This is a genomic window from Spirillospora sp. NBC_01491 (assembly GCF_036227065.1).
Taxonomy (GTDB): Bacteria; Actinomycetota; Actinomycetes; order Streptosporangiales; family Streptosporangiaceae; genus Spirillospora; species Spirillospora xylanilytica.
The window spans coordinates 6,700,304-6,726,034 of sequence record NZ_CP109432.1 but is presented as its reverse complement, the minus strand read 5'-3'; the positions used below and the strand labels follow the sequence as shown (position 1 = coordinate 6,726,034).

At 73.1% G+C, this 25,731-nt stretch carries 25 protein-coding genes; 12 read left to right on the top strand and 13 right to left on the bottom strand.

What is annotated here, in order from left to right; genetic code table 11:
* The first annotated feature begins 724 nt into the window (after positions 1-724).
* The 3 genes from OHA34_RS31260 (at position 725) to OHA34_RS31250 (ending at position 2,819) form a co-directional block, all read left to right on the top strand.
* Entirely contained in the window at positions 725-1,009 is a 285-nt protein-coding gene (locus OHA34_RS31260) for a hypothetical protein (RefSeq protein ID WP_285937766.1), read from the top strand.
* 147 nt (positions 1,010-1,156) lie between these two features.
* On the top strand, positions 1,157-1,405 hold the full coding sequence (locus OHA34_RS31255; protein ID WP_285937767.1) for a hypothetical protein: 249 nt from the start codon (positions 1,157-1,159) through the stop codon (positions 1,403-1,405).
* 70 nt (positions 1,406-1,475) lie between these two features.
* The gene (locus tag OHA34_RS31250) at positions 1,476-2,819 is read left to right on the top strand and encodes a hypothetical protein (RefSeq protein ID WP_329519720.1); all 1,344 of its coding nucleotides are present in this window, start codon (positions 1,476-1,478) and stop codon (positions 2,817-2,819) included.
* 102 nt (positions 2,820-2,921) lie between these two features.
* Here OHA34_RS31250 and cydC read toward each other — a convergent pair whose 3' ends face one another.
* Genes cydC through OHA34_RS31230 form a run of 4 tightly spaced genes read right to left on the bottom strand, consistent with a single transcriptional unit; the run spans position 2,922 to position 8,697 of the window.
* A complete protein-coding gene (gene cydC / locus OHA34_RS31245) occupies positions 2,922-4,610 on the bottom strand; it encodes a thiol reductant ABC exporter subunit CydC (protein ID WP_285937769.1) in 1,689 nt (562 codons plus the stop codon).
* Positions 4,607-6,265 (bottom strand): thiol reductant ABC exporter subunit CydD, encoded by a 1,659-nt coding sequence (cydD, locus tag OHA34_RS31240; protein ID WP_329519719.1) that lies wholly within the window; start codon positions 6,263-6,265, stop codon positions 4,607-4,609. The genes cydC and cydD overlap by 4 nt, the downstream gene beginning before the upstream one ends.
* A gap of 4 nt (positions 6,266-6,269) precedes the next feature.
* Positions 6,270-7,265, bottom strand: a complete 996-nt coding sequence (gene cydB / locus OHA34_RS31235) for a cytochrome d ubiquinol oxidase subunit II (RefSeq protein WP_285937771.1) — start codon at positions 7,263-7,265, stop codon at positions 6,270-6,272.
* Between the two features lie 34 nt (positions 7,266-7,299).
* The gene (locus OHA34_RS31230; protein ID WP_285937772.1) at positions 7,300-8,697 is read right to left on the bottom strand and encodes a cytochrome ubiquinol oxidase subunit I; all 1,398 of its coding nucleotides are present in this window, start codon (positions 8,695-8,697) and stop codon (positions 7,300-7,302) included.
* A 148-nt stretch (positions 8,698-8,845) separates the two neighbouring features.
* On the opposite strand from OHA34_RS31230, the gene aroA reads away from it, so the two are divergent.
* From aroA to OHA34_RS31215, 3 genes are read left to right on the top strand one after another with little or no spacing between them, the layout of a single operon-like run.
* Positions 8,846-10,150: a 3-phosphoshikimate 1-carboxyvinyltransferase gene (gene aroA, locus OHA34_RS31225; protein WP_329519718.1), complete on the top strand. Its 1,305-nt coding sequence runs from the start codon at positions 8,846-8,848 to the stop codon at positions 10,148-10,150.
* Positions 10,151-11,320, top strand: a complete 1,170-nt coding sequence (gene rsgA, locus OHA34_RS31220) for a ribosome small subunit-dependent GTPase A (protein ID WP_329519717.1) — start codon at positions 10,151-10,153, stop codon at positions 11,318-11,320.
* 53 nt (positions 11,321-11,373) lie between these two features.
* On the top strand, positions 11,374-12,945 hold the full coding sequence (locus OHA34_RS31215; RefSeq protein ID WP_285937775.1) for a serine/threonine-protein kinase: 1,572 nt from the start codon (positions 11,374-11,376) through the stop codon (positions 12,943-12,945).
* 72 nt (positions 12,946-13,017) lie between these two features.
* On the opposite strand, the gene OHA34_RS31210 is transcribed toward OHA34_RS31215, so the two are convergent.
* Positions 13,018-13,869, bottom strand: a complete 852-nt coding sequence (locus tag OHA34_RS31210) for a hypothetical protein (protein WP_329519716.1) — start codon at positions 13,867-13,869, stop codon at positions 13,018-13,020.
* Between the two features lie 147 nt (positions 13,870-14,016).
* Here OHA34_RS31210 and hisN point away from each other — a divergent pair, with 147 nt between their 5' ends.
* On the top strand, positions 14,017-14,820 hold the full coding sequence (gene hisN, locus OHA34_RS31205; RefSeq protein ID WP_329519715.1) for a histidinol-phosphatase: 804 nt from the start codon (positions 14,017-14,019) through the stop codon (positions 14,818-14,820).
* 91 nt (positions 14,821-14,911) lie between these two features.
* Here hisN and OHA34_RS31200 read toward each other — a convergent pair whose 3' ends face one another.
* On the bottom strand, positions 14,912-15,529 hold the full coding sequence (locus tag OHA34_RS31200; protein WP_285937778.1) for a GAP family protein: 618 nt from the start codon (positions 15,527-15,529) through the stop codon (positions 14,912-14,914).
* Between the two features lie 403 nt (positions 15,530-15,932).
* Positions 15,933-16,595 (bottom strand): replication initiator, encoded by a 663-nt coding sequence (locus OHA34_RS31195; protein ID WP_329519714.1) that lies wholly within the window; start codon positions 16,593-16,595, stop codon positions 15,933-15,935.
* An 84-nt stretch (positions 16,596-16,679) separates the two neighbouring features.
* Between OHA34_RS31195 and OHA34_RS31190 the strand changes: the two genes are divergently transcribed.
* Complete coding sequence (locus OHA34_RS31190) at positions 16,680-17,393, top strand: endonuclease/exonuclease/phosphatase family protein (RefSeq protein WP_329519713.1); 714 nt, start codon at positions 16,680-16,682, stop codon at positions 17,391-17,393.
* Positions 17,394-17,493: 100 nt separating this feature from the next.
* Here the strand turns inward: OHA34_RS31190 and OHA34_RS31185 are convergent, their stop codons facing one another.
* The gene (locus tag OHA34_RS31185) at positions 17,494-17,739 is read right to left on the bottom strand and encodes a hypothetical protein (protein ID WP_285937781.1); all 246 of its coding nucleotides are present in this window, start codon (positions 17,737-17,739) and stop codon (positions 17,494-17,496) included.
* 82 nt (positions 17,740-17,821) lie between these two features.
* Positions 17,822-18,163, bottom strand: a complete 342-nt coding sequence (locus OHA34_RS31180; RefSeq protein ID WP_329519712.1) for a hypothetical protein — start codon at positions 18,161-18,163, stop codon at positions 17,822-17,824.
* A 100-nt stretch (positions 18,164-18,263) separates the two neighbouring features.
* Here OHA34_RS31180 and OHA34_RS31175 point away from each other — a divergent pair, with 100 nt between their 5' ends.
* From OHA34_RS31175 to lhgO, 3 genes are all read left to right on the top strand, one after another.
* Entirely contained in the window at positions 18,264-18,560 is a 297-nt protein-coding gene (locus OHA34_RS31175) for a hypothetical protein (RefSeq protein ID WP_285937783.1), read from the top strand.
* Between the two features lie 275 nt (positions 18,561-18,835).
* On the top strand, positions 18,836-19,027 hold the full coding sequence (locus tag OHA34_RS31170; protein ID WP_329519711.1) for a hypothetical protein: 192 nt from the start codon (positions 18,836-18,838) through the stop codon (positions 19,025-19,027).
* 92 nt (positions 19,028-19,119) lie between these two features.
* Complete coding sequence (gene lhgO / locus OHA34_RS31165; RefSeq protein WP_285938602.1) at positions 19,120-20,298, top strand: L-2-hydroxyglutarate oxidase; 1,179 nt, start codon at positions 19,120-19,122, stop codon at positions 20,296-20,298.
* A 19-nt stretch (positions 20,299-20,317) separates the two neighbouring features.
* On the opposite strand, the gene OHA34_RS31160 is transcribed toward lhgO, so the two are convergent.
* Positions 20,318-21,793 (bottom strand): carboxylesterase/lipase family protein, encoded by a 1,476-nt coding sequence (locus OHA34_RS31160; protein ID WP_329519710.1) that lies wholly within the window; start codon positions 21,791-21,793, stop codon positions 20,318-20,320.
* Positions 21,794-21,950: 157 nt separating this feature from the next.
* A complete protein-coding gene (locus OHA34_RS31155) occupies positions 21,951-22,577 on the bottom strand; it encodes a TetR/AcrR family transcriptional regulator (protein ID WP_329519709.1) in 627 nt (208 codons plus the stop codon).
* Positions 22,578-22,681: 104 nt separating this feature from the next.
* Here OHA34_RS31155 and OHA34_RS31150 point away from each other — a divergent pair, with 104 nt between their 5' ends.
* The gene (locus OHA34_RS31150) at positions 22,682-23,557 is read left to right on the top strand and encodes an oxygenase MpaB family protein (protein ID WP_329519708.1); all 876 of its coding nucleotides are present in this window, start codon (positions 22,682-22,684) and stop codon (positions 23,555-23,557) included.
* Here the strand turns inward: OHA34_RS31150 and OHA34_RS31145 are convergent.
* On the bottom strand, positions 23,533-24,336 hold the full coding sequence (locus tag OHA34_RS31145; RefSeq protein ID WP_329519707.1) for an SDR family oxidoreductase: 804 nt from the start codon (positions 24,334-24,336) through the stop codon (positions 23,533-23,535). The two genes, OHA34_RS31150 and OHA34_RS31145, sit on opposite strands and share 25 nt — an antisense overlap.
* Positions 24,333-25,715, bottom strand: a complete 1,383-nt coding sequence (locus OHA34_RS31140) for a cytochrome P450 (protein ID WP_329519706.1) — start codon at positions 25,713-25,715, stop codon at positions 24,333-24,335. The genes OHA34_RS31145 and OHA34_RS31140 overlap by 4 nt, the downstream gene beginning before the upstream one ends.
* Positions 25,716-25,731: the final 16 nt, after the last annotated feature.

Sequence of the window (25,731 nt, the reverse complement as noted above, 5' to 3'; positions counted from 1 at the left end):
CTCCATGAGCGCGAGCCGCACAGGGCCGAACAGCGCCTGACGGCCGGGCCAAAGGACGCCCTCACCGGCGTGTGCCCGTCATCGAGGCGCGCCATGGACGAGCGCGCAGCCGACACACAAGCGAGCGCCGCGTGCGCGGGTGAGGCATGCCCAGGTGACGCGTGCGCGGGTGAGGCATGCGCGGGTGAGGCATGCGCGGGTGAGGCATGCGCGGGTGACGCCCACGCGAGCGCCGCGTGCGCGGGTGTCGGCGACACGCCAAGCGGTCCGGCGGTGCACAGCGCTGGGCGGTGCGGGCGGTCCGGGTGGGCGGTTGTGCGCTACGCCCTCTGGACACAGCTAAACCGCGCTGCGGGGAGGGCGGCCGGATCTGGCCGCATGGGGCATCCAGACCACTCATCGGCTCGACGTATTCCTGATCTTTAACCGGCACGACTCCGCGCATTCATGGGGGCAAACAGCCGCGACGTCCCCCAGATCTCCAATTACGCATGTTCCTCGATTTCCAGGAGATAGCCCAGCACGACATGCGCACTATGCACCTTTCGCCGTTTTAATCCGACCTGGCGAGCGTCAAGAACGGCTCGAATCGCCACTCCGAGACGACGTTTGCTGCGGCCAGTAATAGCTGTTATACGTAGTGATACCCAGCTCCGCCAGGGGCTAGAGGGGACACCCGGTGCCCGTATCGGGATCCCGGGCGTGACAACAAGGAAAGGGAATCATGAAGTCCTTCAGCTACGCGGAACTCGACCTGCTGGCCGGCGAGGTCCTGCCGGAGCGCGCCGTCCTGTCCACCGTGATGGCGGGCGTCCCCGGCGACTCCTACAACAACAACAACGCCGGCGGCTCCGGCCACGACGGTGGCGGCTCCACCATCGTCTCCAACGCCTGCCAGAGCAACATCAGCCGTCCCGACAGCGGGCTGCTCCAGCTCGTGGGCCTGCACGCGCAGAACGACGCTTCGTCGTTCACCTGCGTGCCGGGCACCGCCGTTTCGGGCCACTGATCCACGGTCTGTAACGAGCGGAAGCTCACATCGGCATAGAGAAGGGCTGGCGTTCATCCGCCAGCCCTTCGCCCGGTTTTCGGTCCCCTTACCAGCCCCGCGACCGAGGACCATTCGGAAGGCGTTCTCGAACGACACGGAAGAACAATGGGCGCTCACAACAAAGAGACTTTCAGTTTCGCAGAGCTCGACCTGCTCGCCGGCGAAATCCTGCCCGAGCGGGTCCTGCTGTCGCTGGCCGGCCCGCCGACCGGTGACGGCCATCGGACCGAGGTGTTCTACGCGTGCCAGTCGACGTATTACGCGGGCACCTCCGGCCTGCTCGGAACCGGCCTGCTCGCGGAGGGCGCCAAGACCACGATGACCTGCGTACCCGCCGTGACCAACAGCTATTGACCATGGCGCCGCCGGTCCCGCGCGAGATCCGGCACTTCCCCATGAATTCCACGAATTCCCGGAGAGTTCCATGAGCACGCCAGCAACGTCGACCATCGACGATGCCGAGCCCTGCACGCTCCCCACGCTGACCGAGGGGGCCGAGCTGGTCGGCGAATTCAAGGGCTCCGGCTACCGCGAACCGCCGCAGCTCGTCAGCCTGCCCAACCGGCAGCTCGTCCGGCTCCCGCCGCTGCTGTTCCAGGTCGTCAAGGCGCTGCACGACCACCGCCACCTGGCCGGGGCCATCGATCCCCGCATCGCGCTGGACGCGGTGGCCACCGAGGTGAGCCGCGCGGCGGGCGCGCGGATCTCCGGCGAGCAGGTCCTGTTCCTCGTCGACCGCAAGCTGGCCCCGCTCGGAGTCACCACCTACAGCAACGGGGCCCGCCCGCAGCTGGTCAAGCCCGACACCTTCCTCGGGCTGCGGTTCAAGCTGGCGGTGTTCCCCGAGTCCGCGACCTGGATCCTGGCCGGGCTGTTCTCCTGGCTGTTCACGCCGGTGGCGATGATCTTCGCGTTCGCCGCCGTCTTCCTCAGCGAGGTCTGGGTGCTCGGCACCCAGTCGGTGGGCGACGCGCTGCACGGGGCGATCCTGGCGCCGGAGAGCATCCTGATGGTGCTGGGCCTGGCGATCGCCTCGTGCGTCTTCCACGAGATCGGCCACGCCGCCGCCTGCCGCTACAGCGGCGTCCGCCCGGGGGTGATGGGCTGCGGCATCTACCTGGTGTGGCCGGCCTTCTACACCGACATCACCGAGTCGTACCGGCTGGGGCGCGGCGGGCGCATCCGCACCGACCTGGGCGGCGTCTACTTCAACGGGATCTTCCTCGTCGGGCTGACCCTGGTGTACCTCCAGACCGGGTTCCAGCCGCTGCTGCTGGTCATCCTGACGGTCAACTTCGAGATCATCCAGCAGCTGCTGCCCACGCTGCGGTTCGACGGGTACTACATCATCTCCGACCTGGTCGGCATCCCCGACCTGTTCAAGTACATCAAGCCGATCCTGCGGCGGACGCTGCTGCGGCGCGCCGCCGACGAGCGGCTCAAGGCGCTGAAGCGGTGGCCGCAGATGATCGTCACGCTGTGGGTGCTGACCGTCATCCCGGCGCTGGCCTTCCAGTTGACGCTGATCGCGGTGCGGGTCCCCGAGCTGGTGGTGAGCGACTGGCGGATGATCGAGGGACTGGGCCGGGCCGCCGCGGCCGGGGCCGGCCCGCTCCGGCTGATCACGGCCGGGTTGCAGATCCTGCTGCTGATCCTGCCGCTGCTCGGGCTGGCACTGCTCGCCTACCGGCTGGTGCGGTGGCTGGTGGTGAAGGCCGTCCGGTACGTGCAGGGGCCCGCTCCCGAACCGGCCCTGCCGGGGGCCTAGCGGGTCAGGTCGCGTCCAGCGGGCGCGCGTGGACACGGCGGTGCGGCGGGGTTCCGGGTTCTCGGAGCCCCGCCGCACCTTATTCATGGTCGGTCCCGCCGGTCAGCGGGCGAGCGGGCCGAGGGTGTGGAGTTCGTCGACGTGGCGGAGGACGGGGTCCGCACCGGGCACCGCGTCGCGATGGCTGATCAGCACGACGGTGCGGTCCCGGGCGGCGGCGAGCAGGCCGATCAGCACGGTGCCGGCGGTCGCCTCGTCCAGGTGCGCGTCCGGCTCGTCCAGGATCAGGATCGGCACACCGGCGAGCAGGGCGCGGGCGAGCGCGAGGCGCTGCCGTTCGCCGCCCGAGACCGCGGTGCCGTGCTCCCCCACCCTGGTCGCGAGGCCGTCCGGCAGCGCGTCCAGCCAGCCGCCGAGGCCCGCGCGGCGGAGGGCGGCGGCGACGTCGGCGTCGGACGCGGCGGGACGGGCCAGCCGCACGTTCTCGGCGACGGTGGTGTCGAAGAGGTGGGCGTCCTGCCCGCACAGCCCGATCACCCGCCGCACGTCGCCGCCCGCGAGGTCGCGCAGCTCCGTCCCGTCCAGCGTGATCGAGCCGCGGTAGTCCAGGAGGCGGGCCAGGACGGCGGCCAGGGTCGACTTCCCGGACCCGTTCGGCCCGGTGATCATGAGGCGCCGGCCGGGCGGGAGGTCCAGGGTCAGCGCCGGTTCGGCCAGCGCGTCGGTCCCGGCGCCGGGCCAGCGGGCGGTCACCCCGTCCACCCGCAGGTGGTGCCCGCGCGCGGGGGCGGGCAGGGGGCGCGGCGCGTCCGGGTCGGTGACCGGGGCGGGGGTCGCGAGGGCGTGCCGGACGCGGGCGGCGTCGGTCCGGGCGCGCAGGAGCCGCTGGGCCGCGTCCGACAGCGCGCCGACGGCCTCGAACGCGGCCAGCGGGGTCAGGACGATCACCGCGAGCAGGACGGTCTCCAGCCGGCCGTCCCGCACGGCGGGCACGCCCAGCGCCAGCGCGCCCAGCACCGCGCCGCCCGTCGCGAGGGTGGTCAGGCCCGACCCGAGCCCGGCGGTCCAGGCCGACCGGGCGGCGGACGCGGTGACCCGCGCGTCGGCGCGGCGCAGGTCCGCGAGCCGCGCCGGCAGCGCGCCGTAGGCGGTCAGCTCGGGCAGGCCGTGCAGGGCCTCGGTGGTCCGGGCGGACAGTTCGGCGCGTCCGGCCGCGGCGCGTCCGGCGGCCCGGCGTGCCCCGCGCTGCGCCAGCCAGGGCGCGAGGACCCCACCGGTCAGGAGCGCGGCCAGCAGGACGGCGCCCGCGGCGGGCAGCAGCCACCCTTCGAGGGCGACGGCGGCGGCCCCCGCGAGTCCCGCCGACGCCATGGGGAGCACGCCGCGCAGCCAGCGGTCGGCGACGCCCTCCGCGTTGTCGAGCACCAGGCCGAGCGGTCCGTCGCTCGCGGGACCGGTCCCCGGCGCGGCATCGGAGGCCCCGGCGCGGACCGGGGCGGCGTGCGGGAGGGCGGGGGTGATCGCGGCGAGGCGGGTGAAGACGCGGACGCGCGTGCGGGCCTGCACCCGCAGGGCGGCGTCGTGGGAGACGAGGCGTTCGACGTACCGCAGCGCGCCGCGGCCGAACCCGAACGCCCGCACCGCCACGATCGCGACCATCAGGTACAGGACGGGCGGATGCTGCGCCGCCCGGGAGATCAGCCAGGCCGACGTGGCCAGCAGCCCGATGCCGCAGCCGAGCGCGCCCGCGCCCGCCGCGACGGCCGCCCCGAACCGCACCGCCGTCGTCATACCCGTACCGGGGGGCCGGTCAGGGAGGCCGGTTCCAGCGCCACGACCTGGTCGGCGCGGTCGAGGAGGGTGCGGCGGTGCGTGACGATCAGGGCGGTGCGGCCTCGCGCCAGGCGGAGGAGGATCTCGGTGGTCTCGATCTCGGTGAGCACGTCGAGGTGCGCGGTGGGCTCGTCCAGGATGAGGAGGGGGGTGCCGAGCAGATCGCAGCGGAGCGCGGCCCTGGCGAGGGCGACGCGCTGCCGCTCCCCCGCGGAGAGCCCGGCGCCGCCGGGGGCGAGCCGCGCGTCCAGGGCGGTGATGTCGAGGACGCCGGTGGCGGCGGCGGCCCGGCGGACCGCGTCGCCGGGGGCGTCCGGGACGGCGAGGGCGATGTTGTCCGCGATCGTTCCGGCGAAGAAGAACGGCCGCTGCGGCACCCAGGCGATCTGCCTGCGCCAGTCCGCGTCGGCGCCCGCGTCGAGTGCCTCGCCGCCGGCCAGCACGCGTCCGGTGGCGGGACGGGTGAAGCCGAGCAGCACGGCGATGAGGGTGGACTTCCCGATGCCCGAGGTCCCGGTGAGGGCGGTGAGCGTCCCGGGTTCGAGGGTCAGCGAGTACGGCCCCACCGGCTCCCGTCCGGGATGGGCGACCACGATCTCGTCCGCCTGGATGCGCCCGCTCGCGGACGGCCGTCCCTTCCGGGGCGGCTGAGGGGGCGGCCGGAGGGAGGGTTCGAGGGACGGGTCGCCGGACGCCGGCGGAGGCGTCAGGACGGACAGGATGCGGTCGGCGGCGGCGACGCCCTCCTGCCCGGCGTGGAACTGGGCGGCGGCCTGGCGGAGCGGCAGGTACGCCTCGGGCGCGAGGATCAGGACGAACAGGGCGGTCTCGAACGGGAGGGACCCCGACACCAGCCGGAGGCCGACCGAGACGGCGACCAGCGCGACCGAGAGGGTCGCGGCGATCTCCAGGACCAGGGCCGAGCAGAACGCGAGCTTGAGCGTGGCGCCGGTGGCGCGGCGGTGCTCGCCCGCGACCCGGGCGATCTGCCGGGCCTGCGCGTCCGCGCGGCCGAACGCCTTGAGCGTCGGCAGGCCCGCCACGACGTCGGCGAAGTGCCCGGCGAGCAGTTCCAAGGTGCGCCACTGGCGGCGGGTGCGGGCCGCCGCGCACATCCCGATGAGCGCGCCGAACAGCGGGATCAGCGGCAGCGTGACCAGCACGATCACCGCGGAGAGCAGGTCGGCCTGGGCGAGCGCGCCCACGATCGCGACGGGCACGATGACCGCCAGGGCGAGCTGCGGGAGGTAGCCGGAGAAGTACGGGTCGAGCGCGTCGACCCCCCGCGTGACCAGGGCGGTCAGCTCGCCGGAGCACGCCTGCGCGGGACGGCCGGTGGTCAGGCGTTCGAGCAGCCGGGCGCGGAGCTGCGACGTGACGTCCGCGGCGGCGCGGTGGGCGGCGACCTCGCGGCCCCAGGCGAGGACGGCCCGCACCGCGACGACCGCGAGCAGGGAGAACGGGACGGTGAGCGCGGCGATGGCGTGCGCGAGGAGCGCCGCCTGGGCGAGGACGCAGGCGGCGCCGAGCACGCCGAGCAGCACGCAGGCGGCGAGGTGGGGCGCAGTGGCACGGGCCTGCCGGAGCAGCCGCGCGTCCACGGGTCCGGGCACCGGCTCAGGCCGGGATGTTCTGGACGCCGATGCGGCGGCGGAACACCCAGTACGTCCAGCCCTGGTAGATCAGCACCAGCGGCAGGAAGATCACCGCGACCCAGGTCATGATGCCCAGGGTCTTGTCCGTCGCCGCCGCGTTCGCCACGGTGAGGCTGTTGGCCGGGTCGACCGTCGAGGGCAGCACGTCCGGGTACAGCGCCACGAACAGCGTGATCGCCGCGAACGCGACCGCGCCGCCGGACAGCGCGAACGCCCAGCCGTCCCGTCCGATCCGGTTCAGCACCAGCGAGCCGACCAGGGCGAGGGCCGCGACGATCGCGGTGCCACCGCTGGCCGCCGACCCGTGCCGCGTCTGCGTCCAGATCAGGAACACGACCGCCGCGACGGCCGCGCCGAGCCCGACCTGCCCGGCGAGCCGCTCGGCCCGGTCGCGGAGCCCACCGGACGTCTTCAGCGCCGTGAACACGGCGCCGTGGTAGATGAACAGCAGCAGCGTGGTGACGCCGCCGATCAGCGAGTACACGTTCAGCAGGGCCCAGAAGCCCCCGGTGTACAGGTGCCGGTCGTCCAGCGCGACGCCGCGCACGATGTTGGCGAACGCCACCCCCCACAGGAACGCCGGGACCAGCGACCCGAAGAAGATCGCCAGGTCCCAGTTGCGGCGCCAGGACCGCCCCTCGCGCTTGCCGCGGTACTCGAACGCGACGCCGCGCACGATCAACGCGACCAGGATCAGCAGCAGCGGCAGGTAGAAGCCGCTGAACAGCGAGGCGTACCACTCGGGGAACGCGGCGAACATCGCGCCGCCCGCGGTGATCAGCCACACCTCGTTGCCGTCCCACACCGGCGCGATCGTGTTGATCAGTACCCGCCGCTCGGTGTCGTCCCGGGCCAGCGCCTGGGTGAGGACGCCGACGCCGAAGTCGAACCCCTCGAGGAAGAAGTAGCCCACGAACAGCGTGGCGATGGCCACGAACCACAGGTCGTGCAGCTCCACTGGATCCTCCGGAGTGACGGGCGGGGCACGGCGGTCAGTAGGCGAAGGCCATCGGCTGGTCGTCGCCGGACGGGGTGCTGCCGGGCGGCGGGTCGTCGGGCGGGTCCTTGCGCGCGTAGCGCAGCATCAGCCCGACCTCGACGACGGCGAGCGCCCCGTACACCAGGGTGAACACGATCAGGGAGGCCAGCACGGTGCCGCCGGGCACCGACGGGGACACCCCGTGCCTGGTCTCCAGCAGCGAGAAGACGACCCACGGCTGGCGGGCCATCTCGGTGAAGATCCAGCCGGCCGAGTGCGCGATGAACGGCAGCACGACGCTCCAGATCGCCACCGTCCAGACCCAGCGGCGCCCGGGCAGCCGGCCGCGCCGGGTCAGCCAGAGCCCGGCCAGCGCGACCAGCACCGCGAGCACGCCCGCGCCGATCATGACGCGGAAGCCCCAGTAGGCGACGGGGATGACCGGCCGGTAGTCGCCCGGCCCGTACCTGTGCCGGTACTCGGCGTTGAGGTCGTTGATCCCCTCGACCCGGCCGTCGAACGTGCCGGTCGCCAGGAACGACAGCACCCGCGGTACTTCGAGCTGGTAGACGGGCTTGCTCCCGTCCAGGGTGCCGATGGTCAGCACCGAGAACGAGGCGGGCTGCCGCGTCTCGTACAGCGCCTCGGCGGCGGCCATCTTCATCGGCTGCGTCTCGGTCATCACCTTGCCGAGCAGGTCCCCGCTGATCAGCACGCCGACGAACCCGACGAGGGTGGCGGCCAGCCCGAGCCGGAGCGAGGCGCGGAAGACCTCCAGGCTCCGGCGGCGGGCCAGGTGCCAGGCGGCCACGGCGGTCATCAGCACGCCCCCGGTCACCAGGCAGCCGAAGACGGTGTGCGGGAAGGTGGCCAGGACGACCTTGTTGCCGAGGACCGCGCCGAAGTCGGTCAGCTCGGCGCGGCGCGTCTGCGGGTTGTAGCGGGTGCCGACGGGGTGCTGCATGAACGAGTTGGCGGCCAGGATGAAGTAGGCCGACAGGATCGTGCCGATCGCGACCAGCCACATGCAGGCCAGGTGCGCCTTGGCGGGCAGCCGGTCCCAGCCGAAGATCCACAGGCCGAGGAAGGTCGATTCCAGGAAGAAGGCCAGCAGCGCCTCGATCGCGAGCGGCGCGCCGAAGATGTCGCCGACGAACCGCGAGTAGTCGCTCCAGTTCATCCCGAACTGGAACTCCTGCACAATTCCGGTGACCAGCCCCATTCCGAAATTGATCAGGAACAGCTTTCCCCAGAACCGGGTGGCGCGCAGGTACCGCGCCTTGCCGGTGCGCACCCACGCGGTCTCCAGGAGCGCCACCAGCACCGACATCCCGATCGTGACCGGCACGAACAGGAAGTGGTAGACGGTGGTGATCCCGAACTGGAGGCGCGCCAGCAGCAAAGCGTCCACGGTCCGCCTCCCCCCGACAGCGACGACCGGCGTGCACGAACGTAGGCCCCATGCCCGGCCGAACCCCATGATCAACTAGTGGATCGGCCAAGGCTTGGCCCGATCGCGCCCGCGAGGCGGTGTGAGCGGGGCCCGATATCCTGTGTCCATGCCCACACCGCTCACTCCGCCGTCCGCACCGCACTGGCCCGCGCCGGTCGCCCGAACGGCGGTCGACGCCACGGTGGCGCTGCCCGGGTCCAAGTCGATGACCAATCGCGCGCTGGTCCTCGGCGCGCTCGCCTCCGCCCCGGTGCGGGTGGTCCGGCCGCTGCGCAGCCGCGACACCGACCTGATGGCGGACGCGCTGCGCGCGCTCGGGACCGGGGTGGCCGAGGATGGCTCCGACTGGCTGGTCACGCCGGGCCCGCTGACCGGTCCGGCCCGGGTGGACGTGGGGCTCGCGGGCACGGTGATGCGGTTCCTGCCGACGGTCGCGGCGCTGGCGGCCGGCGAGGTCGCCGTCGACGGCGACCCGCGCGCCCGGGAGCGGCCGATGGGCCCGATCATCACGGCGCTGCGCGAGCTCGGCGCGGAGGTCGACGACGGCGGGCGGGGCGCGCTGCCGTTCACCGTCCGCGGGCGCGGGCTGGTCGACGGCGGCCCGGTGACGATCGACGCGTCCGGGTCCTCGCAGCTCGTCTCCGGGCTGCTGCTGGCCGCGCCGCGCTTCGCCAAGGGCGTGGAGGTGCGGCACGAGGGGCCGCCCGTCCCGTCCACGCCGCACCTGGCGATGACCGTCCGGATGCTGCGCGAGGCGGGCGCGGGCGTCGAGACCGGCGAGAACGTGTGGCGGGTGGCGCCCGGCCCGCTGCTCGGCGGCGAGCGGATCATCGAGCCCGACCTGTCCAACGCCGCCCAGTTCCTCGGCGCCGCCCTGGTCACCGGCGGCCGGGTGACGGTGCCCGGCTGGCCGGACGACACCGTCCAGCCGGGCGACGCACTGCGCGGCCTGCTCGCCGCGATGGGCGCCGACGTCTCGCTCGGCCCGGACGGGCTGACGGTGCGCGGCTCCGGGACGTTCCCGGGCGTGTTCCAGGGGCTGGAGGCCGACCTGCACGAGGTCGGCGAGCTGACCCCCGTGCTCGCCGCGCTGGCCGCGCTGGCCGCGACACCGTCCCGGCTGACCGGGATCGCCCACCTGCGCGGGCACGAGACCGACCGGCTCGCCGCGCTGGTCACCGAGATCAACGCGCTCGGCGGCGACGTGCGGGAGCTGCCGGACGGGCTGGAGATCCGGCCGCGCCCGCTGCACGGCGGCGTGTTCCACACCTACGACGACCACCGGATGGTGATGGCGGCGGCGGTGCTGGGACTGGCCGTGCCCGGAGTCGAGGTGGAGAACCCCGAGACGGTGGGCAAGACGCTGCCCGACTTCACCGGCCTGTGGACGGACCTGGTGAGGACGGCGTAGATGGCGCGCAAGGTGGGGGACTACGACGAGGACGACGTCCGGGTCCGGCCGGGGCGGCGCGGCTCGCGTCCGCGCACCCGCCGCCGGCCCGCGCACGACGACGCGGTCGCCGGGTTCGTGACCGCGGTCGACCGGGGCCGCTACCGCTGCCTGGTGGGCGACCGGCCGGTGACCGCGATGCGCGCTCGCGAGCTCGGCCGCAAGGGCGTGGTGGTCGGCGACCGGGTCGCCCTGGTCGGCGACTCGTCCGGGCGGCCCGACACCCTGGCCCGCATCGTGCGGGTCGAGCCGCGCACCTCCTCGCTGCGCCGCACCGCCGACGACACCGACCCGTTCGAGCGGATCATCGTCGCCAACGCCGACCAGCTCGTCATCGTGACCGCGCTCGCCGACCCCGAGCCGCGCCCCCGGATGATCGACCGGCAGCTCGTGGCGGCCTACGACGCCGGGATGGACCCGCTGCTCTGCCTGACCAAGGCCGACCTCGCCGGCCCGGACGACCTGGTCGCGGCGTACGCGCCGCTCGGCGTCCGCTACGTCGTCACCCGCCACGGCGGCGACCTGGACGGGCCGCGCGAGCACCTGGCCGGGCGGACGAGCGTGCTGGTCGGGCACTCGGGAGTGGGCAAGTCGACCCTGGTCAACGCCCTGGTCCCGGACGCCGAACGGGCCGTCAGCCACGTCAACGCCGTCACCGGGAGGGGCCGGCACACCTCGTCCTCGGCGCTCGCGCTGGCGCTCCCCGGCGGCGGCTGGATCATCGACACCCCGGGCGTGCGGAGCTTCGGGCTCGCGCACGTCAAGCCCGAGAACGTCATCAACGCGTTCGAGGACCTGGCCGAGGGCGCCGCCGAACGCTGCCCCCCGATGTGCGACCACCTCCCCCCCGGCTCGCTTCGCTCCGGTCCGGCCGACTCCGACTCACCTGGGGAGCGACCCCCAGACCCCCGCCAGACAGCCGGGCGGTCCTCGCTCCGCTCCGGTCCGTCCGACTCCGACTCACCTGGGGAGCAACCCCCAGACCCCCGCCAGACAGCCGGGCGGTCCTCGCTTCGCTCCGGTCCGTCCGACTGCGGCCTGGACGGCTGGGTGGCGGAAGGGCACGCCAGCCAGGCGCGGCTCGACTCCCTGCGGCGCCTCCTCACCGCCCGCGAGGGCGAGCCCGAGTAGCCGCCCCCGGACGGTTCGCCGCACAGACTGGACCGCGTCGGTATCGTCCTCTTATGTCCCAAGTGATCGCAGCGCGCTACGAGCTGATCGACGTGCTCGGCCGGGGCGGGATGGGCGCGGTGTGGCGGGCCCGCGACACGATGCTGGGCCGCGAGGTGGCGATCAAGGAGGTCGCCCTCCCGCAGGGCCTGGACGAGGCGCAGGTCGAGCGGATCCAGGCGCGCACCCTGCGGGAGGCGCGGTCGGCGGCGCGGCTCCACCATCCGGGCATCGTGACGGTCTTCGACGTGGTCGAGGAGGACGGCCGGCCCTGGATCGTGATGCAGCTCGTGCGGGCGCCCGCGCTCGACCGGGTCCTCGCGCAGGACGGGCCGCTGCCGCCCGCCCGGGTCGCCTCGATCGGGCTCGACCTGCTGGACGCGCTGCGCGCCGCGCACGCGGCCGGGGTGACGCATCGCGACGTCAAGCCGGGCAACGTCCTGCTCCCCGGCGGGCGGGCCGTCCTCACCGATTTCGGGATCGCCACGATGGAGGGCGACCAGACCCTCACCCAGTCCGGCGCGATCGTCGGCTCCCCCGCGTACCTGGCGCCCGAGCAGGCCCGGCGCGGCCGGGCGACGCCCGCGTCCGACCTGTGGTCGCTGGGCGCCACGCTCTACGCCGCGGTCGAGGGCCGCCCGCCGTTCCAGCGCGACGACGTGTGGGGGCTGATGGCCGCGCTGCTCACCGACGAGCCCGACCCGGTGCGCCTCGCCGGGCCGCTGACGCCGGTGCTGCACGGGCTGCTGCACAAGGATCCGGACGAGCGGCTCAGCCCCGGCGACGCCGAGCGGCTGCTCCGCGAGGCCGTCGGATCCGGCCCCGGCTGGAGTCCGCCTCAGGCGGGTCTCCACCCGGGCGCGCGGAACGCGACGCTGCCGCCCCCGCCGCCCCTGCCGTCCGCTCCGGCCCCGTCGCCCGATCCGACGTTCCCGGGCCCGTCCTCGCCCGCCCGGCGGCGGGCCCGCTGGAACCTGATCGTCCCGGCGGGGATCTTCGCGGTGGCGCTGGTCGCCGCGGTCGTCGCCGTCCTGGTCTTCGTCGACGGCGCGGGCGACCCGTCCGGACGGACCCCGTCCCCGAGCGCCGGGTCGGCCGGGTCCGGCGGCGCGGCGAGCGCGCCGGCCGGCGGGGCCGCGTCCGTCCCGGCCGGGTACGAGGAGTACCGCGGGCCGTCCTTCGTCGCGGCCGTCCCCCGGGGGTGGAAGGCCGAACCGGAAGGCCGGGACGTGACGTTCCGCGACCCGGCCCCGGACGCGGCCCGCGGAATCGCCTTCCAGCGGATCGCCGGGGTCACCGGCAACGAGGCCCGGTGGCTGTCGGACGCCGCCAAGTCGTTCAAGAACAGCTCCGACTATCCCGACTACGAGGAGATCGCGTTCAGGGAGAACATCCCCTTCCAGGGCGCGAACGCGGCCGAGCTGGAGTTCACCTTCACCAAGGACGGCCGGCCCGGCCGGGTCAGGGACCGGCTGTTCTCGTTCAACGGCGGGCTGTACCAGGCCCTCCTGATCGCGGGCCAGCGGGACTGGGACGCGAGCACGCGGTACTTCGACACGTTCCTGAGCACCTTCCGGGCCCCCTGACCCGGCGACGCGGGCGGGCTGCGAGCGCGCCACCTGCGCATCCCGGCGAAGCCGGTGTGCCGGGCGGCCCGGTCAGCCTTGCGAGGGCTCCTCGAAGAGGCTGCGCGCCTTGGCCTCGGCCGCGTTCAGCGCCCGGACGTGCTCGGGCGCCAGCTCCTCCACGCAGCGGGTCATCTCCTCGGTCACCTGGCTGAACGCGGCCTCTTCGGCGCCGCGCAGCGCCGCCCGCACGCTCGCCGAGCGGGCACCGAGCGCGGACCACTCCAGCTCCAGCCGGGCGACCGCCTCGTCGAAGGCCCGGGCGGTCTCCCGGCCGGCCTCCTTCAGCTCGTCCGGGATCGGGCCGCGGCCGGACTTGCGGGCGTGGCTGGACAGCGTGGAAATGCGGCTCGCCAGCGTGAGGCCCTCGCGGGCCAGCGGCAGCACCTCGTGGATCAGGTCGGTCACCGCCTTGGCCAGCTCCTCGACCCGGGTCAGCAGGATCTGCGTCGCCGTCTCCATCGCGGCCGACGTCCGCGCCGAGACCCGCTCGGCGACCTCCTCCTGCTGCCTGGCCAGGACCGGGACCACGTCGCTGTCGAGCAGTCGCCGCAGCTCGCGCTCGCGGCTCGCGTGGTCGTCCGGCCCGGTGCGTCCGGTCCAGTCGGCCCAGACCCGTTCGAGCCGCTCCTCCCCGGAGGCCGCGATCTCACCCGCGATCTCCTCCAGGGCCTCGCCGACCCGGTCCTTGAGCCGTTCGACCCGGCCGTAGAGCGCCTCCCGTTTGAACGGGTCGTTGAGCTCGTTCAGCAGGGCCTGCAACCGGCGGGACACGTCGATGGCGTGCTCGGCCAGGGGAACGAGCCGGTCGGCGAGCTCGTCGAGCGTCTGCGCCCGGCGTGGGTCGGTCAGCTCGGCCACCCACCCGGGAAGATCGTGGGCCATGCGCCCATGCTTTCATCTACCGGGCCGCTCGGGCGGGCGCACGCGCCAGCGCGCCCGGCCCGGACCGAAATCCGGTCCGCCGCCGCGCGGCACCGCCTGCCCCGGTCCCTGTCGGGGCGGGGTCCGGGCACGGTAGCGTGGCACGTCGTGGCGGGCTATTCCGATGACCTGCGTCTCGCGCACGTACTCGCGGACGGGGCCGACGACATCACGACCAGGCGCTTCCGCGCGCTCGATCTGGAGATCGAGACCAAGCCGGACCTGACCCCGGTCAGTGACGCCGACCGCAGCGTCGAGGAGCAGATCCGCGGCACGCTCAAGCGCGCCCGGCCGCGCGACGCGGTGCTGGGCGAGGAGTACGGCCGCACCGGCTACGGGCAGCGCTGCTGGATCATCGACCCGATCGACGCCACCAAGAACTTCGTCCGCGGCGTGCCGGTGTGGGCGACGCTGATCGCGCTGATGGAGCACGACGAGATCGTGGTGGGCGTGGTGTCGGCGCCCTCGCTGAACCGCCGCTGGTGGGCCGCGCGCGGCGGCGGCGCCTGGGCGGGGCGCAGCCTGACCCGGGCCTCCCGCATCCAGGTCTCCCAGGTGAACGACCTGTCGGACGCCTCGCTGTCGTTCTCCAGCCTCGGCGGCTGGGAGGAGCAGGACCGGCTCGACCGGTTCCTCGATCTGACCCGCGCGGTCTGGCGGACCCGGGCCTTCGGCGACTTCTGGTCGCACATGATGGTGGCCGAGGGCGCGATCGACGTCTCGGCCGAGCCCGAGGTCTCGCTGTGGGACCTGGCCGCCCTCCAGGTGATCGTGGAGGAGGCCGGGGGCATGTTCACCGACCTGTCCGGCGTCCCGGGCCCCGATGGCGGCAGCGTGGTGTGCACCAACGGCCGCCTCCACGCCGAGGTGCTGCGCACCCTCGGCGGCGGCCAGCTCTCCCTGCGCGTCTGACCTTCCTGCACGGACGATCTCCCTGCGCGTCCGGCCTCCCTGCGCGTCCGGCCTCTTGCGTGGGCGGTTCCCTGCTGGCCGAGCGAGGACGTCAGGCCAGGATGATGACAATGAAGATCAGGCAGCAGATGATGTTGATGAGCCAGCTGTGGGTGTTCATCCAGTCCCGCACTGCGGGCATGGCGCCCTGCGCTCGCCGGTGGAACAGCAGCAGAGCGAGCAGTGGCAGTGCCGCGATCAGGACGGTGGCCGCGATGAACACCGCCGCCGAGCCGAAGCCCGCGTGGTGGTGTTCGAGGTTGGCTCCGACCGTCAGCATCACCAGGATGTCCGAGGGCATCAAGAAGATCAGGAGTAGACCGGTCTTGAAGGCCCTGCGTGGACCGGCGTTCATCAGGGTCCCGAGCCACTTGGGCGGCTTCACCGTGGCCCGCTTCACGTAGTTCCTCAGTATCCCGGCCACCAGCAGGGCGACCAGCACGTACTGGATGATCTTCCCCAGCGAGGTGTTGTCGGAGGGCTTGCCCAGCGACACACTGCTGCCCACCAGCGAGAAGACGCCACGCGATATCGCCATGCCCACGGTCACCGCTATCAGCACGCCGAGCAGGAACGCCAGCGAGACCCGCACCGCTCGGGCGGTGGTCACCAGGATGATGGCGGACATGATCTGCGGTCCCGCCATCATCGTGATGGCCAGCGGGAGCACTTGAAGGCTCATGGTTTCCCCCCAGGTCGATCCCGGCCGACCGCTGCGGCCTACCGGCGTCGATCCGCGCTTGTCTCTGGGCGCCGCGCCTACGACAGGCGCAAGAACAACGACAAAACCGCCCACTGGCGAGGGTCGCGACGCCGACCCGGGCAGGCCCTACCTGCAACGACAAAGACGAGGTGGCCCGCCGGACCCCCGATGCCGGGGACCCGCCTCGCTGAGTTTCACGATAGAGGAGCGATCAGTGCACTATCCGCTACTCGACGTGTTCTTGACCATGATGTGGTTCTTGTGAACGGGGCGGCACCCGATCTCTTGGTACCGCCCCGTCAGAACGCCGGCTGACTCGCGACGAATGCATGGTCTCGTCTCTTCAGGTGGTTGACCTGCGGAGACGAGGCTACGCGTCCGCGTTTCCGGGGGTTTGGCCCGTGGGGAGCCCGTCAGCGCCGGAACCGGCCCCGGAGGGCTCAGAGCCGCTTAGAGCCGCGTCGATGAGCCGGTTTGCCTCTTGCTCCATGCCCGTGAACCAGTGCGCGTATGTGGACATCAGGACCGTGAGGGAGTGCCCCAGGCGCCGCGCGACCTCGGTAGCGGGAACGCCGGAGTTGAGCAGCAGCGACGCGCAGCCGTGCCGCAGGTCATACGGCCGCTGGGCCAGCCCCGCCGCCCGCTCGGGGCCGGTCAGCGCGACGGCCCGTGCCCGCCGCCACAACTGCCCGTACATGGTGTTGGTGATCGGCGCAGCATCCCGGATCGCCGCCGCCAACGCCGACACATCCGCCCACACCGGAGGAGCCACCACCACCGACCGATCCCCGTCCACCACCCCATCCAGGCGAATCACCGCGTGAAAGTGCACCGCCCCGCGCCGCTGGTACTCGGCCACCTTGACGTAGGAGACCCGCACCAGCGACCGCACCGCCCGCACCGAAACCGGCACCCCGGACCGCTCCGACCCGATCCGCGCCAACGCCCGGTAGACGTAGATCATCGTCCGCCGCCAAAGCTCCGGGACGGCCGCATGCCACAGGACATCGCCCCTTCGGGGTGGCTGCGCCATTCCGCCGGCCCACCCTCACCACCGCGACACCAGGGCGCCGCGCGGAGCCACACGCCGACCGATAAGTGGCTACCATCACGCCCCGTGATCACTGTGGCTACATGGAACGTCCTGCACCGTGTCCATGCCGAGAACTGGAGTGAGGATGTCCTGGCGCGTTGGCCGGACGAATCGGAGCGGATCGCTGCCGTTACGGCGCGGTTGGTAACGCGGACCGAGCAGGTCATCGCGCTTCAGGAGGTCAGCGGTGACCAACTGGCCAGCATCCGCCTCGCACTGCCCGAACGAAGCGTCCACACGTTGCGGTATCCGCGCGTCCCGGCACCCCGCCACGCCATCCGTCCGCTGCGCGCCCCCGAGGAGTACCTCGTGCTTCTGGTGGACGGACAGAGTCGCAAGGTGGCCGCCGACTCCTTCGAGGACGATCCGGGCAAGGGAGTGCTGTCCGTCGAGACCGCGGGGACACTCGTCGTCGCGACCCACGTGAGCGGTGATCAGCGACGCTCGCGCCAGCTGGCACGCCTGGCCGAGCTGACCGCCACTCCACCGGGACAGGCAGCGATGCTTCTGGGCGACTTCAACACCGACCGTGCCACCGTGGCGTCGGCTCTGGGCCCCGGTTACGACGTCGTGGATCTCCCGCCGGAAGCCCTGCCGACACGGCCACAAACCTCAAGCTCGGAGCCACAGTGGATCGACCACGTGGTCGTGCGGGGCGGGAGAACCAGCAGCGCGGCCGTCGAGGACGTCGGCGGCCTCTCGGACCACAATCTCCTCCGCGCGAACATCACGGTGTGAGCTCGGCGGCAACGCGCGCGGCCGGACGCCGTCACGAACTTGATCGACGCGTGCAGCGGTCGCGCTGACGCCGCCATCATCGCTGCCGTCTCCATGAGGTTCATCGTGGACCGGACCGGCCCGCCTGCTCGGTCGTCTCCCGCTCGGTGATCTGCTGCACCCTCGCCCGCGCCGAAGTCAGCGCCGCCGCCACCGCGTCCAGGCACTCGCACAGGTGCTCGGTCATCAGCCCCGCCGCTGCCAGGTCCAGGTGTTCGCTCTGCGTCTTGACCCGCCGGGCGACCACGCCCGCCCGGTTGGCGAGTTGTTTCGCCTCCCACACCATCGCCTCCGTCACGATCCTCACCGCGCCGCCTCCTCCCGCACGGCCGGGAAGGTCCCCGGGTACATCCGGTGCTCCATCAGCCCGGCGACCTGGTCAGCCGCCTTCACACGTCCCGGCACGGAGCGAACGGGAACCACGGATCGGCGAACGCGTCGAAGTAGGCCCACCCGCCAGGGACGGCCCGCGCCATTGCCAGAACTCCGACGTCCTCTTTGGGGCCCCAGACCGTGAACAGCAGCATCGGGAAGTGCACCGCCGTACTCCGGTCCGGGTAGAGCTTCACCCCCCGGTACCCCCGCCGCTCCGACGCCAGCGCCAGCCGGTCCAGATGCCGCGCCGCCGTGTCACGCCCCCGCAGGGTCCGCCACCACGACACGCACCACTCCGCCCGCCCGTGCCGCTGGACCGGCAGCCGCCACCACCCCACGCACCCACCGCCCAGCACGAAGGGCGCCCTCCGACACGCTCACCACCGCGCCCACTTGGCACCCAACCCCGCGCCGCGCCATCCTTGAACCGCAGCGCGCGAGGAGGAGACGGACCCGATGAGCGAAGACCTAGCCGCCGTCATCGCCGACCAGCTAAAGCGAACCGGCGAAACCGGCACCGTCTACCACTCGCCCGACGAACGCGACCGGCTACGCGCCGCCGGACGCCAAGCCGGACGCCTCCTGAACCGCCCCGTCCGAACCTTCGACACCGCCGCCCGCCATCCACGCTGCGACGCCGACCAATGCGGCACCGTGCGGATCGCTCTGGCCGATTGGGGCACCAACCCCCTAGAAAGCCAGCTCAGCGAAACCCGCGCCAACAAGGTGATAGAGCGCGCCCTCAGCGAGTGACCAGCGCGAACCGTCCCGGGCCATGGCCCGCACATGGCCCGTGAACAGTCAGCACCAGCGGCAACCAGCGCGCACCAGTGAGACAAGATCAACACCGCCCGCCCGCCATGGAGCAGCTAAACCCCCAGGTCAAGCAGCAACCCCGCACGTGAACGGGGCGGCACCCGATCTCTTGGGTACCGCCCCGTCAGAACGCCGGTTGACTCGCGACATATCGTGGAACCACGGTCGCCGGGCGGCCGTTGTCCCAGTGGCGACCGTACGGAGGTTAAGAGATGTCGACCCAGACCAAACTCGTCATCGGCGGAGTCGTCGTCGGCTTCCTGACACTGTTGATCTTTCCCTTGTGGCTCAGCGCGCTGATCATCCTGGGCGTCATCGGGGCGCCGGTGGTCGGCTACCTGATGCTCGACCCGTCCCAGCGCAAACGGGTCCGCAGCCAGGGGCGCAAGCGCCTGGGGAGCTGACACCGCCGCCCGAGCCCGGCGCCCGAGCCCGCACCGGCGCCCGTTCCCGCCGTCGTCCGGCCGGTTAGGGTGCGGACGTGACCGAGGTGCGGATGGGCGTGGTGGGCGCCGGGATCCTGGGGCTGGCCGTGGCGCGGCGGCTCGTCCAGCGGTATCCCGGCGCGCGGGTGACGGTCCTTGAGAAGGAGGACCGTCCGGCGGCGCACCAGACCGGCCACAACAGCGGCGTCGCGCACGCGGGGCTCTACTACGCGCCCGGCTCGCTGAAGGCCACGCTGTGCCGGCGCGGCGTCGGCCTGCTGAAGGACTACTGCGCCGACCGGGGCCTGCCGTACGAGGAGTGCGGCAAGGTCGTGGTCGCGCGTGACGCGCGCGAGCTGGCCGCGCTCGACGAGATCGAGCGGCGGGCCGCCGCGAACGGGGTGCCGGGGCTGCGCCGGCTGACCGGCGGCGGGCTCCGCGAGATCGAGCCGCACGCGGCGGGCGTGGCGGCGCTGCACTCCCCCACGACCGCGATCGTCGACTTCCCGGCGGTGGCGCGCGCGTTCGCGGACGACGTCCGCGACGGCGGCGGCGACGTCCGGTTCGGCTTCGAGGTGGTGCGGCTGCGCCGGGCGGGCGGACGGGTCGTGGCCGCCTCGCCGCGCGAGGAGCTGGTCTTCGACCGGCTGGTGGTGTGCGCCGGGCTCCAGTCGGACCGGGTGGCGCGGCTCGCCGGCGACGCCCGCGGGCCCGCGATCGTCCCGTTCCGCGGCGAGTACTACCGGCTGGTCCCCGCGCGGGACGAGTTGGTCAGGGGCCTCATCTACCCCGTGCCCGATCCGCGCTACCCGTTCCTCGGGGTGCACTTCACCCGGCGGGTCGGCGGCGGCGTCGACATCGGGCCGAACGCCGTGCTCGCGCTGGCCCGCGAGGGCTACCGGCGCCGCGACGTCCGTCCCGCCGAGCTGTGGGAGACGCTGCGCTGGCCCGGGTCCCGGCGCCTGGCGCGGCGGCACTGGCGGACGGGTCTGAAGGAGCTGTACGGGTCGGCGGTCAAGCGGGCGTTCGTCGCCGAGGCGCGCGGGTTCGTGCCGGAGCTGGCGGCGGCCGACGTGGTGCCGGCTCCGGCCGGGGTGCGGGCCCAGGCGGTCGACCTCGACGGCTCGCTCGTGGACGACTTCCGGATCGGGCTGCTCGGCCCGGTCGTGACCGTGCGGAACGCCCCGTCCCCGGCGGCGACCTCGTCCCTGGCGATCGCCGAGCACGTGGTGGAGCGGCTGGAGACCTGAGGCGACGCGGCGCCCCAGGTCAGGGGACGTCGTCCCAGAGCTTGCGGTCGTCGCCGCGCGGGTCGCCGACCACCGGGTCGCCCGCGGCGTCGAAGATCTTCACCATCCGGGTGTCGGAGCCGAACCGCTCCCAGCCCGGGTCGCCGTGCACGGCGAAGTCGATCCAGGCGCGGTGCATGGTGTCGGCCAGTTCCTGGGGCGGGTTGGGGCCGGCCAATCCCCCGGTCCCCGCGCCGAGGTTGTCGAAGACGAACCCGAGCTCCAGCGCGTGGCAGGCGCCGAGGTCGTGGTCGGGCGACCGCCAGCCGAACTCGTACATCCAGGTCGGAGCGGGCGCGTGGCCGTCGGCGACGCGGTTGGCGGGGACGCGGAACATCCGGTCGGTGATGAGCGTGGCCATCAGCTCCCCGGCGCTCTGCCCGGTGTGACGGTCGCGGTACGCGGCGGCCACGGCGGGCGGGACGCCCATGCCCGCGCAGGCGGCGTCGACCAGATCGTCGTTGAGGATCGCGGCGAGCCCGGTCGGCATCAGGAACAGCCGGAACTCCTCGGCGGTCGTGCCGATGAGCAGGTCGACGTCGCGTCCGGCGCCGTCCGCGATGGCGTCCTCGGCGCGGCGCGGGTACAGGTCGCCGTCCAGCACCGGCATCAGCGACATCGCGGCGGACGCGGTGGTCCGGCCCCAGTGGCGCGGATCGGGCAGCGCGGCGACCGCGGCGGCGATCTCGGCCTGCACCGGGATGATCGCGGCGGGGGCGAGCGCGGCGAACCCCGCGGCGGTCGGCTCCACGCCGAGCCGGGACGCCATCTCGCGGGTGACGACCATGGCGTCGTCCGGGTCCTGCGCGATGTTGCCCGCACCGCTCTGCGCGATGGCCCGGTGGAACAGCCCGAGGTCGAGGGAGAGCAGCGTGGTGACGCTCATCGCGCCCGCGGACTCGCCGAAGACGGTGACCCGGCCGGGGTCGCCGCCGAACGCGGCGATGTTGTCGCGGACCCATTCGAGGGCGGCGATCTGGTCGCGCAGGCCGCGGTTGGACGGGGCGCCGGGCAGGTTGGCGAACCCCTCCACGCCCAGCCGGTAGTTGAAGGTCACGCAGACGACGCCGTCGCGGGCGAACGCGGCGCCGTTGTAGACGTCCACGGCCCCGGACCCGTTGCGGAACGCGCCGCCGTGGATCCACACCATGACCGGCAGGCCCGCCCCTCCCGGCGCGGGCTCCGGCGTCCAGACGTTGAGGTTCAGGCAGTCGTCGCCCGGGATCTGCGGGTCGGGCAGCAGCATGTCGTACGGCTTGGGGTAGCCGGGCTTGGGCGCGGTCGGGCCCGGCTCGGTGGCGTCGCGGACGCCGTCCCAGGACTCGGGCGGGCGCGGCGCCTGGAAGCGGTTCGCGCCGAAGGGCGGCGCGGCGTAGGGGATGCCGAGGAAGGCGGCGATCCCGCCGCGCGTGGTCCCGCGCACCTTGCCGTACGCCGTCTGGACGACCGCAGTCATGCCGCGCCTCCGGTTCTAGAACGAAGTTCGACTCAGCCAGAGGGTACGGGACGCCCCCGCCCGACCGGAAGCGCGCCGGACCGAAGGACCGAACCGAGTCCGGCAGGCCGGGGCAGACCGGCGGGGCGGCGGAATGGTCGAGCGGGCGGGCGGGCGGTCAGGCGGGCGGTGGCCCCGGGCGCAGCATCCGGGTCAGGTGCTCGCGGGCGAACGCGCGGATGGCGTCCTCGCCGTCGAGCCGGAGCCCGCCGCCCGGAATCAGCAGCAGCGACACCGCGACCCGGAGCAGCACCTCGGCGACCGTGGCGTGGTCCTGCCCGTCGCCCGGACGGGCCCGGCGCAGCCGGTCGGCGAGGATGTCGCGGGCGGCGAGCATGACCGCGCCGCCGTTCATGCTGAGCTGCGGGAGGAACGCCTCGGGCTCGCTCTCCAGCACGCGGGTCATCAGCGGGTGCGTGCGGGCGCCGCGCAGGCCGACGACGAAGCCCTCGACCACCGCGTCCTCGGGGGTGGGCAGCCCCTCGGTCGCATCGGCGATCGAGGTCAGGAAGCGGTGCACCTCGCGCAGGATGACCGCCTGGAGGAGCTGCTCCTTGTTGGAGAACCTCCGGTAGATGGTGGTGCGCGCGACCCCGGCCCGCTTGGCGACGTCCTCGACGCTGACCCGGCGCAGCCCGTAGGTCTCGAACTCCGCGAGCGCGGCGTCCAGGATCCGGGTGTCCAGGCCGTCGGGGTCGGGGGCCGCCGCCAGCAGCCCGGCCAGCGGGGTCGTGTCCATGGTCATAGCCGCACCTTAACCGTGGGAGGACGTCGCTCCGTACTCCTTCCCGCAACACAGCTACAGTATTCGTAGTTCTGTCCTCCAGGCTGATCCTCCCGGCGGTGCGCATGACCGACCAGACCCCCCACGCCCGGCCCGCCCCGCTCGGGCCGTCCTCCCTGACCTGGCGCTTCTTCGGTGACACCCGGATGCTGCTGGTGGGGCCGCGGGCGGCGGTGCTCCAGAACATGCTCCCGGCGCTCGGCCAGGGCGTCCTGGACCACTCGGTGTTCTTCTCCGAGACCTTCGCCCGCCTCAAGCGCTCGGCCGGGCCGATCCTCGACACCGTCTACGGCGGGCCCGAGTCGCGGCGGACCGGCGAGCGGGTCCGCGACTTCCACCGCGAGATCAAGGGCACGATGCCGGACGACTCCCGCTACCACGCGCTCGATCCCGAGACCTTCTACTGGGCGCACGCCACGTTCCTCGACACCATGCTGCACGGGATCGAGACCTTCATCCGGCCGCTGCGCGAGGACCAGAAGCGGCAGATCTACGAGGAGTCCAAGACCTGGTTCCGGATGTACGGGGTGAGCGACCGCGCGATGCCCGAGGACTGGGAGGCGTTCCAGGCGTACTGGGAGCGGATGCTCGAAAAGGAGATCGTCCCGCACAAGACCGCCCGCTACGGCGTCGGCTACGTCACCAAGGGCCTGCCCGCCCCGCCGAAGGTGCCCGCGCCGCTGTGGCGCGCGGTCTCGCCGCCGCTGAACGCGCTCGCCCGCTTCATCACCGTCGGCGGCCTGCACCCGCGGATGCGCGAGCTCCTCGACCTGCCGTGGAGCGCCGCCGACGAGCGCCGGCACCGCCGCTTCGCCGCCGCCGTCCGGCGCGGCAACCGGTTGTGGCCGCTGCTGCCCGAGGCGGTCCGCTACGCCCCGCACGCCCGTCGCGCCTTCCGCCGGGAGGGGGCGGCGGGTCAGGCGCGGATCCTGGCGTCGTAGCCCTTCCTGGCGTCCTCGTCGTACTCCAGGAAGATCTTGTCGAGGCCGTAGCGGCGGGCCACCGCCCGCTTGACCCGGTCGGGGACCAGGCCGCCGATCCGCACCTGCCCGGACAGCTTGCGCGGAACGACCGCCTGCGGGCGCGGACGGCCGACGAGCTCGACCACGGCGGCGGCGATGTCCTCCGGCTCGCAGTTCTTCTGCCCCTTGGGGCTGCGGGTGCCGGCGACCAGCTCGGTGTTGGTGAAGGTGGGCAGCACCGCGCTCACGTTCACCCCGCGGTCCAGCACCTCCAGCCGGGTCGCCTCGGTGAAGGCGATGACCGCGGCCTTGCTGGCGTTGTAGAGCGCGAGGCCCGGCGTCGGCAGCACCCCGGCGAGCGAGGCAATGTTGATCACGTGCCCGGCGCCGCGCGGCAGCATCCGGCCGAGAGCGAGCTTGGTGCCGATCATCACGCCGTGCACGTTGATGTCCATGCAGCGCCGCGCGTCGGCGTCGCTCTCGCCGGTGACCGGGCCGATCGGCATGATGCCGGCGTTGTTGACCAGCACGTCCAGCGGCCCGGCCGGCTCCTCGGCCCGGTCCAGGAACGCGGCGAACGACGCGCGCGAGGTCACGTCCAGCGGGTACGCGGCGACGCCGAGCCGCTCCCCCGCCTCCTCGGCGGCGGCCTCGTCGATGTCGCCGATGACGACCGACGCGCCCTTGTCCTTCAGCGCGCGGGCGGTCGCGAACCCGATCCCGCGGGCACCTCCGGTGACGGCGATGACCTTGCTCATCGGCTCTGCTCCAAACGGTCGAGACGGTCGAGACGGACGGGGAGGCCGTCCTTGGGCGAGGGCAGCGAGGTGGTGTCCAGCGGCCATTCGTACCGCGCCGGCACGCTCCACCGGTAGCGCTGGAGCATCTGGTGCAGGACGCTCTTGACCTGCATGCCGGCGAAGTGGAGGCCGATGCACTTGTGCGCGCCGCCACCGAACGGCTCCCAGGCGTACTTGTGCACCTTGTCCTCGCGGCGGTCCGGCGCGAACCGCTCGGGGTCGAACCGCTCCGGGTCCGGCCACCACTCGGCCATGTGGTGGTTGGTGAGCGCCGGCACGACCACGGTCGTCCCGGCGGGGATGTGGAAGCCGAGGATCGAGGTGTCCTTGACCACCCGGCGGGGCAGCGCCGGGACGGGCGCGACGAGCCGCAGCGCCTCCTTCATCACCATGTCGATGCCGGTCAGCGCGTCCAGGTCGGCGAACTCCAGCCCGGTGCGGCCGTGCTCGGCGACCAGCGCCAGCGACTCGTCCCGCAGCCGCTCCTGCCACTCGGGGTGCTTGGCGAGGTAGTACGCCATCGTGGTCAGGGTGATCGTGGTGGTGTCGTGCGCCGCCATCAGGGCGAAGATCATGTGGTTGACGACGTCCTCGTCGGTGAACCGGTGGCCGTCGTCGGTCTCGGCCTCGCAGAGCGCGGCGAACAGGTCGTCGCCGCCGTCGCGGCGCTTGGCGGGCAGGTGCTCGCGGAAGAACGCCTCCAGCACCTTGCGGGCCCGCAGCCCCTTGTACCACCGCAGCCCGGGGACCGGGAAGCGCACGTAGGCCGTCCCGGCCCGGACCGCGTCGACGAACGCGCCGTTGATCCGGCCGGCCTCCGCGCGGTCCAGCTCGACGCCCATGAACACGTCGGCCGCCAGGTCCAGGGTGAGCTGCTTGACGTGGTCGTACACGGTGAAGCCCCGGCCGGGCTCCCAGGCGTCCAGGCCGGTGGCGATGCCGGGCGCCATCGCCTCCATGTAGGCGCGCAGCCGGGGCCTGTTGAACGCCTGCTGCATGATGCGCCGGTGGTGCAGGTGCTCCTCGAAGTCCAGGAGCATGATGCCGCGGTAGAAGAACGGGCCGATGAAGTAGCTCCAGGCGGGCCCGTTGGCGAACGCCTTGTCCCGGTTGACCAGCACCGTCTCGGCGGCCTCCGGCCCCTGGACGGTGACGGTCCGCTGGCCGAGCAGCCAGCCCCAGGTGACCGGTCCGAACTGCTCGTACCGCTTGCGGGCGATCCGGAACGGCTGCCGCATGACCTGGAAGGTGTCCCCGATGTACGGGACCCCCACCGCGCCACGGACCGGCTTGAGGCCGCTGCCCTCGGGCGGCGGCGCGAGGATGGTCGTGGCCATGAACCCTCCGGTGCCC

Bases quoted from the DNA above. Each gene is read 5' to 3' on its own strand.
- OHA34_RS31260 (WP_285937766.1), top strand. From the start codon at position 725: ATGAAGTCCTTCAGCTACGCGGAACTCGACCTGCTGGCCGGCGAGGTC.
- OHA34_RS31255 (WP_285937767.1), top strand. From the start codon at position 1,157: ATGGGCGCTCACAACAAAGAGACTTTCAGTTTCGCAGAGCTCGACCTG.
- OHA34_RS31250 (WP_329519720.1), top strand. From the start codon at position 1,476: ATGAGCACGCCAGCAACGTCGACCATCGACGATGCCGAGCCCTGCACG.
- cydC (WP_285937769.1), bottom strand. From the start codon at position 4,610: ATGACGACGGCGGTGCGGTTCGGGGCGGCCGTCGCGGCGGGCGCGGGC.
- aroA (WP_329519718.1), top strand. From the start codon at position 8,846: ATGCCCACACCGCTCACTCCGCCGTCCGCACCGCACTGGCCCGCGCCG.
- rsgA (WP_329519717.1), top strand. From the start codon at position 10,151: ATGGCGCGCAAGGTGGGGGACTACGACGAGGACGACGTCCGGGTCCGG.
- OHA34_RS31215 (WP_285937775.1), top strand. From the start codon at position 11,374: ATGTCCCAAGTGATCGCAGCGCGCTACGAGCTGATCGACGTGCTCGGC.
- OHA34_RS31210 (WP_329519716.1), bottom strand. From the start codon at position 13,869: ATGGCCCACGATCTTCCCGGGTGGGTGGCCGAGCTGACCGACCCACGC.
- OHA34_RS31195 (WP_329519714.1), bottom strand. From the start codon at position 16,595: ATGGCGCAGCCACCCCGAAGGGGCGATGTCCTGTGGCATGCGGCCGTC.
- OHA34_RS31175 (WP_285937783.1), top strand. From the start codon at position 18,264: ATGAGCGAAGACCTAGCCGCCGTCATCGCCGACCAGCTAAAGCGAACC.
- OHA34_RS31170 (WP_329519711.1), top strand. From the start codon at position 18,836: ATGTCGACCCAGACCAAACTCGTCATCGGCGGAGTCGTCGTCGGCTTC.
- lhgO (WP_285938602.1), top strand. From the start codon at position 19,120: ATGGGCGTGGTGGGCGCCGGGATCCTGGGGCTGGCCGTGGCGCGGCGG.
- OHA34_RS31160 (WP_329519710.1), bottom strand. From the start codon at position 21,793: ATGACTGCGGTCGTCCAGACGGCGTACGGCAAGGTGCGCGGGACCACG.
- OHA34_RS31155 (WP_329519709.1), bottom strand. From the start codon at position 22,577: ATGACCATGGACACGACCCCGCTGGCCGGGCTGCTGGCGGCGGCCCCC.
- OHA34_RS31150 (WP_329519708.1), top strand. From the start codon at position 22,682: ATGACCGACCAGACCCCCCACGCCCGGCCCGCCCCGCTCGGGCCGTCC.
- OHA34_RS31145 (WP_329519707.1), bottom strand. From the start codon at position 24,336: ATGAGCAAGGTCATCGCCGTCACCGGAGGTGCCCGCGGGATCGGGTTC.
- OHA34_RS31140 (WP_329519706.1), bottom strand. From the start codon at position 25,715: ATGGCCACGACCATCCTCGCGCCGCCGCCCGAGGGCAGCGGCCTCAAG.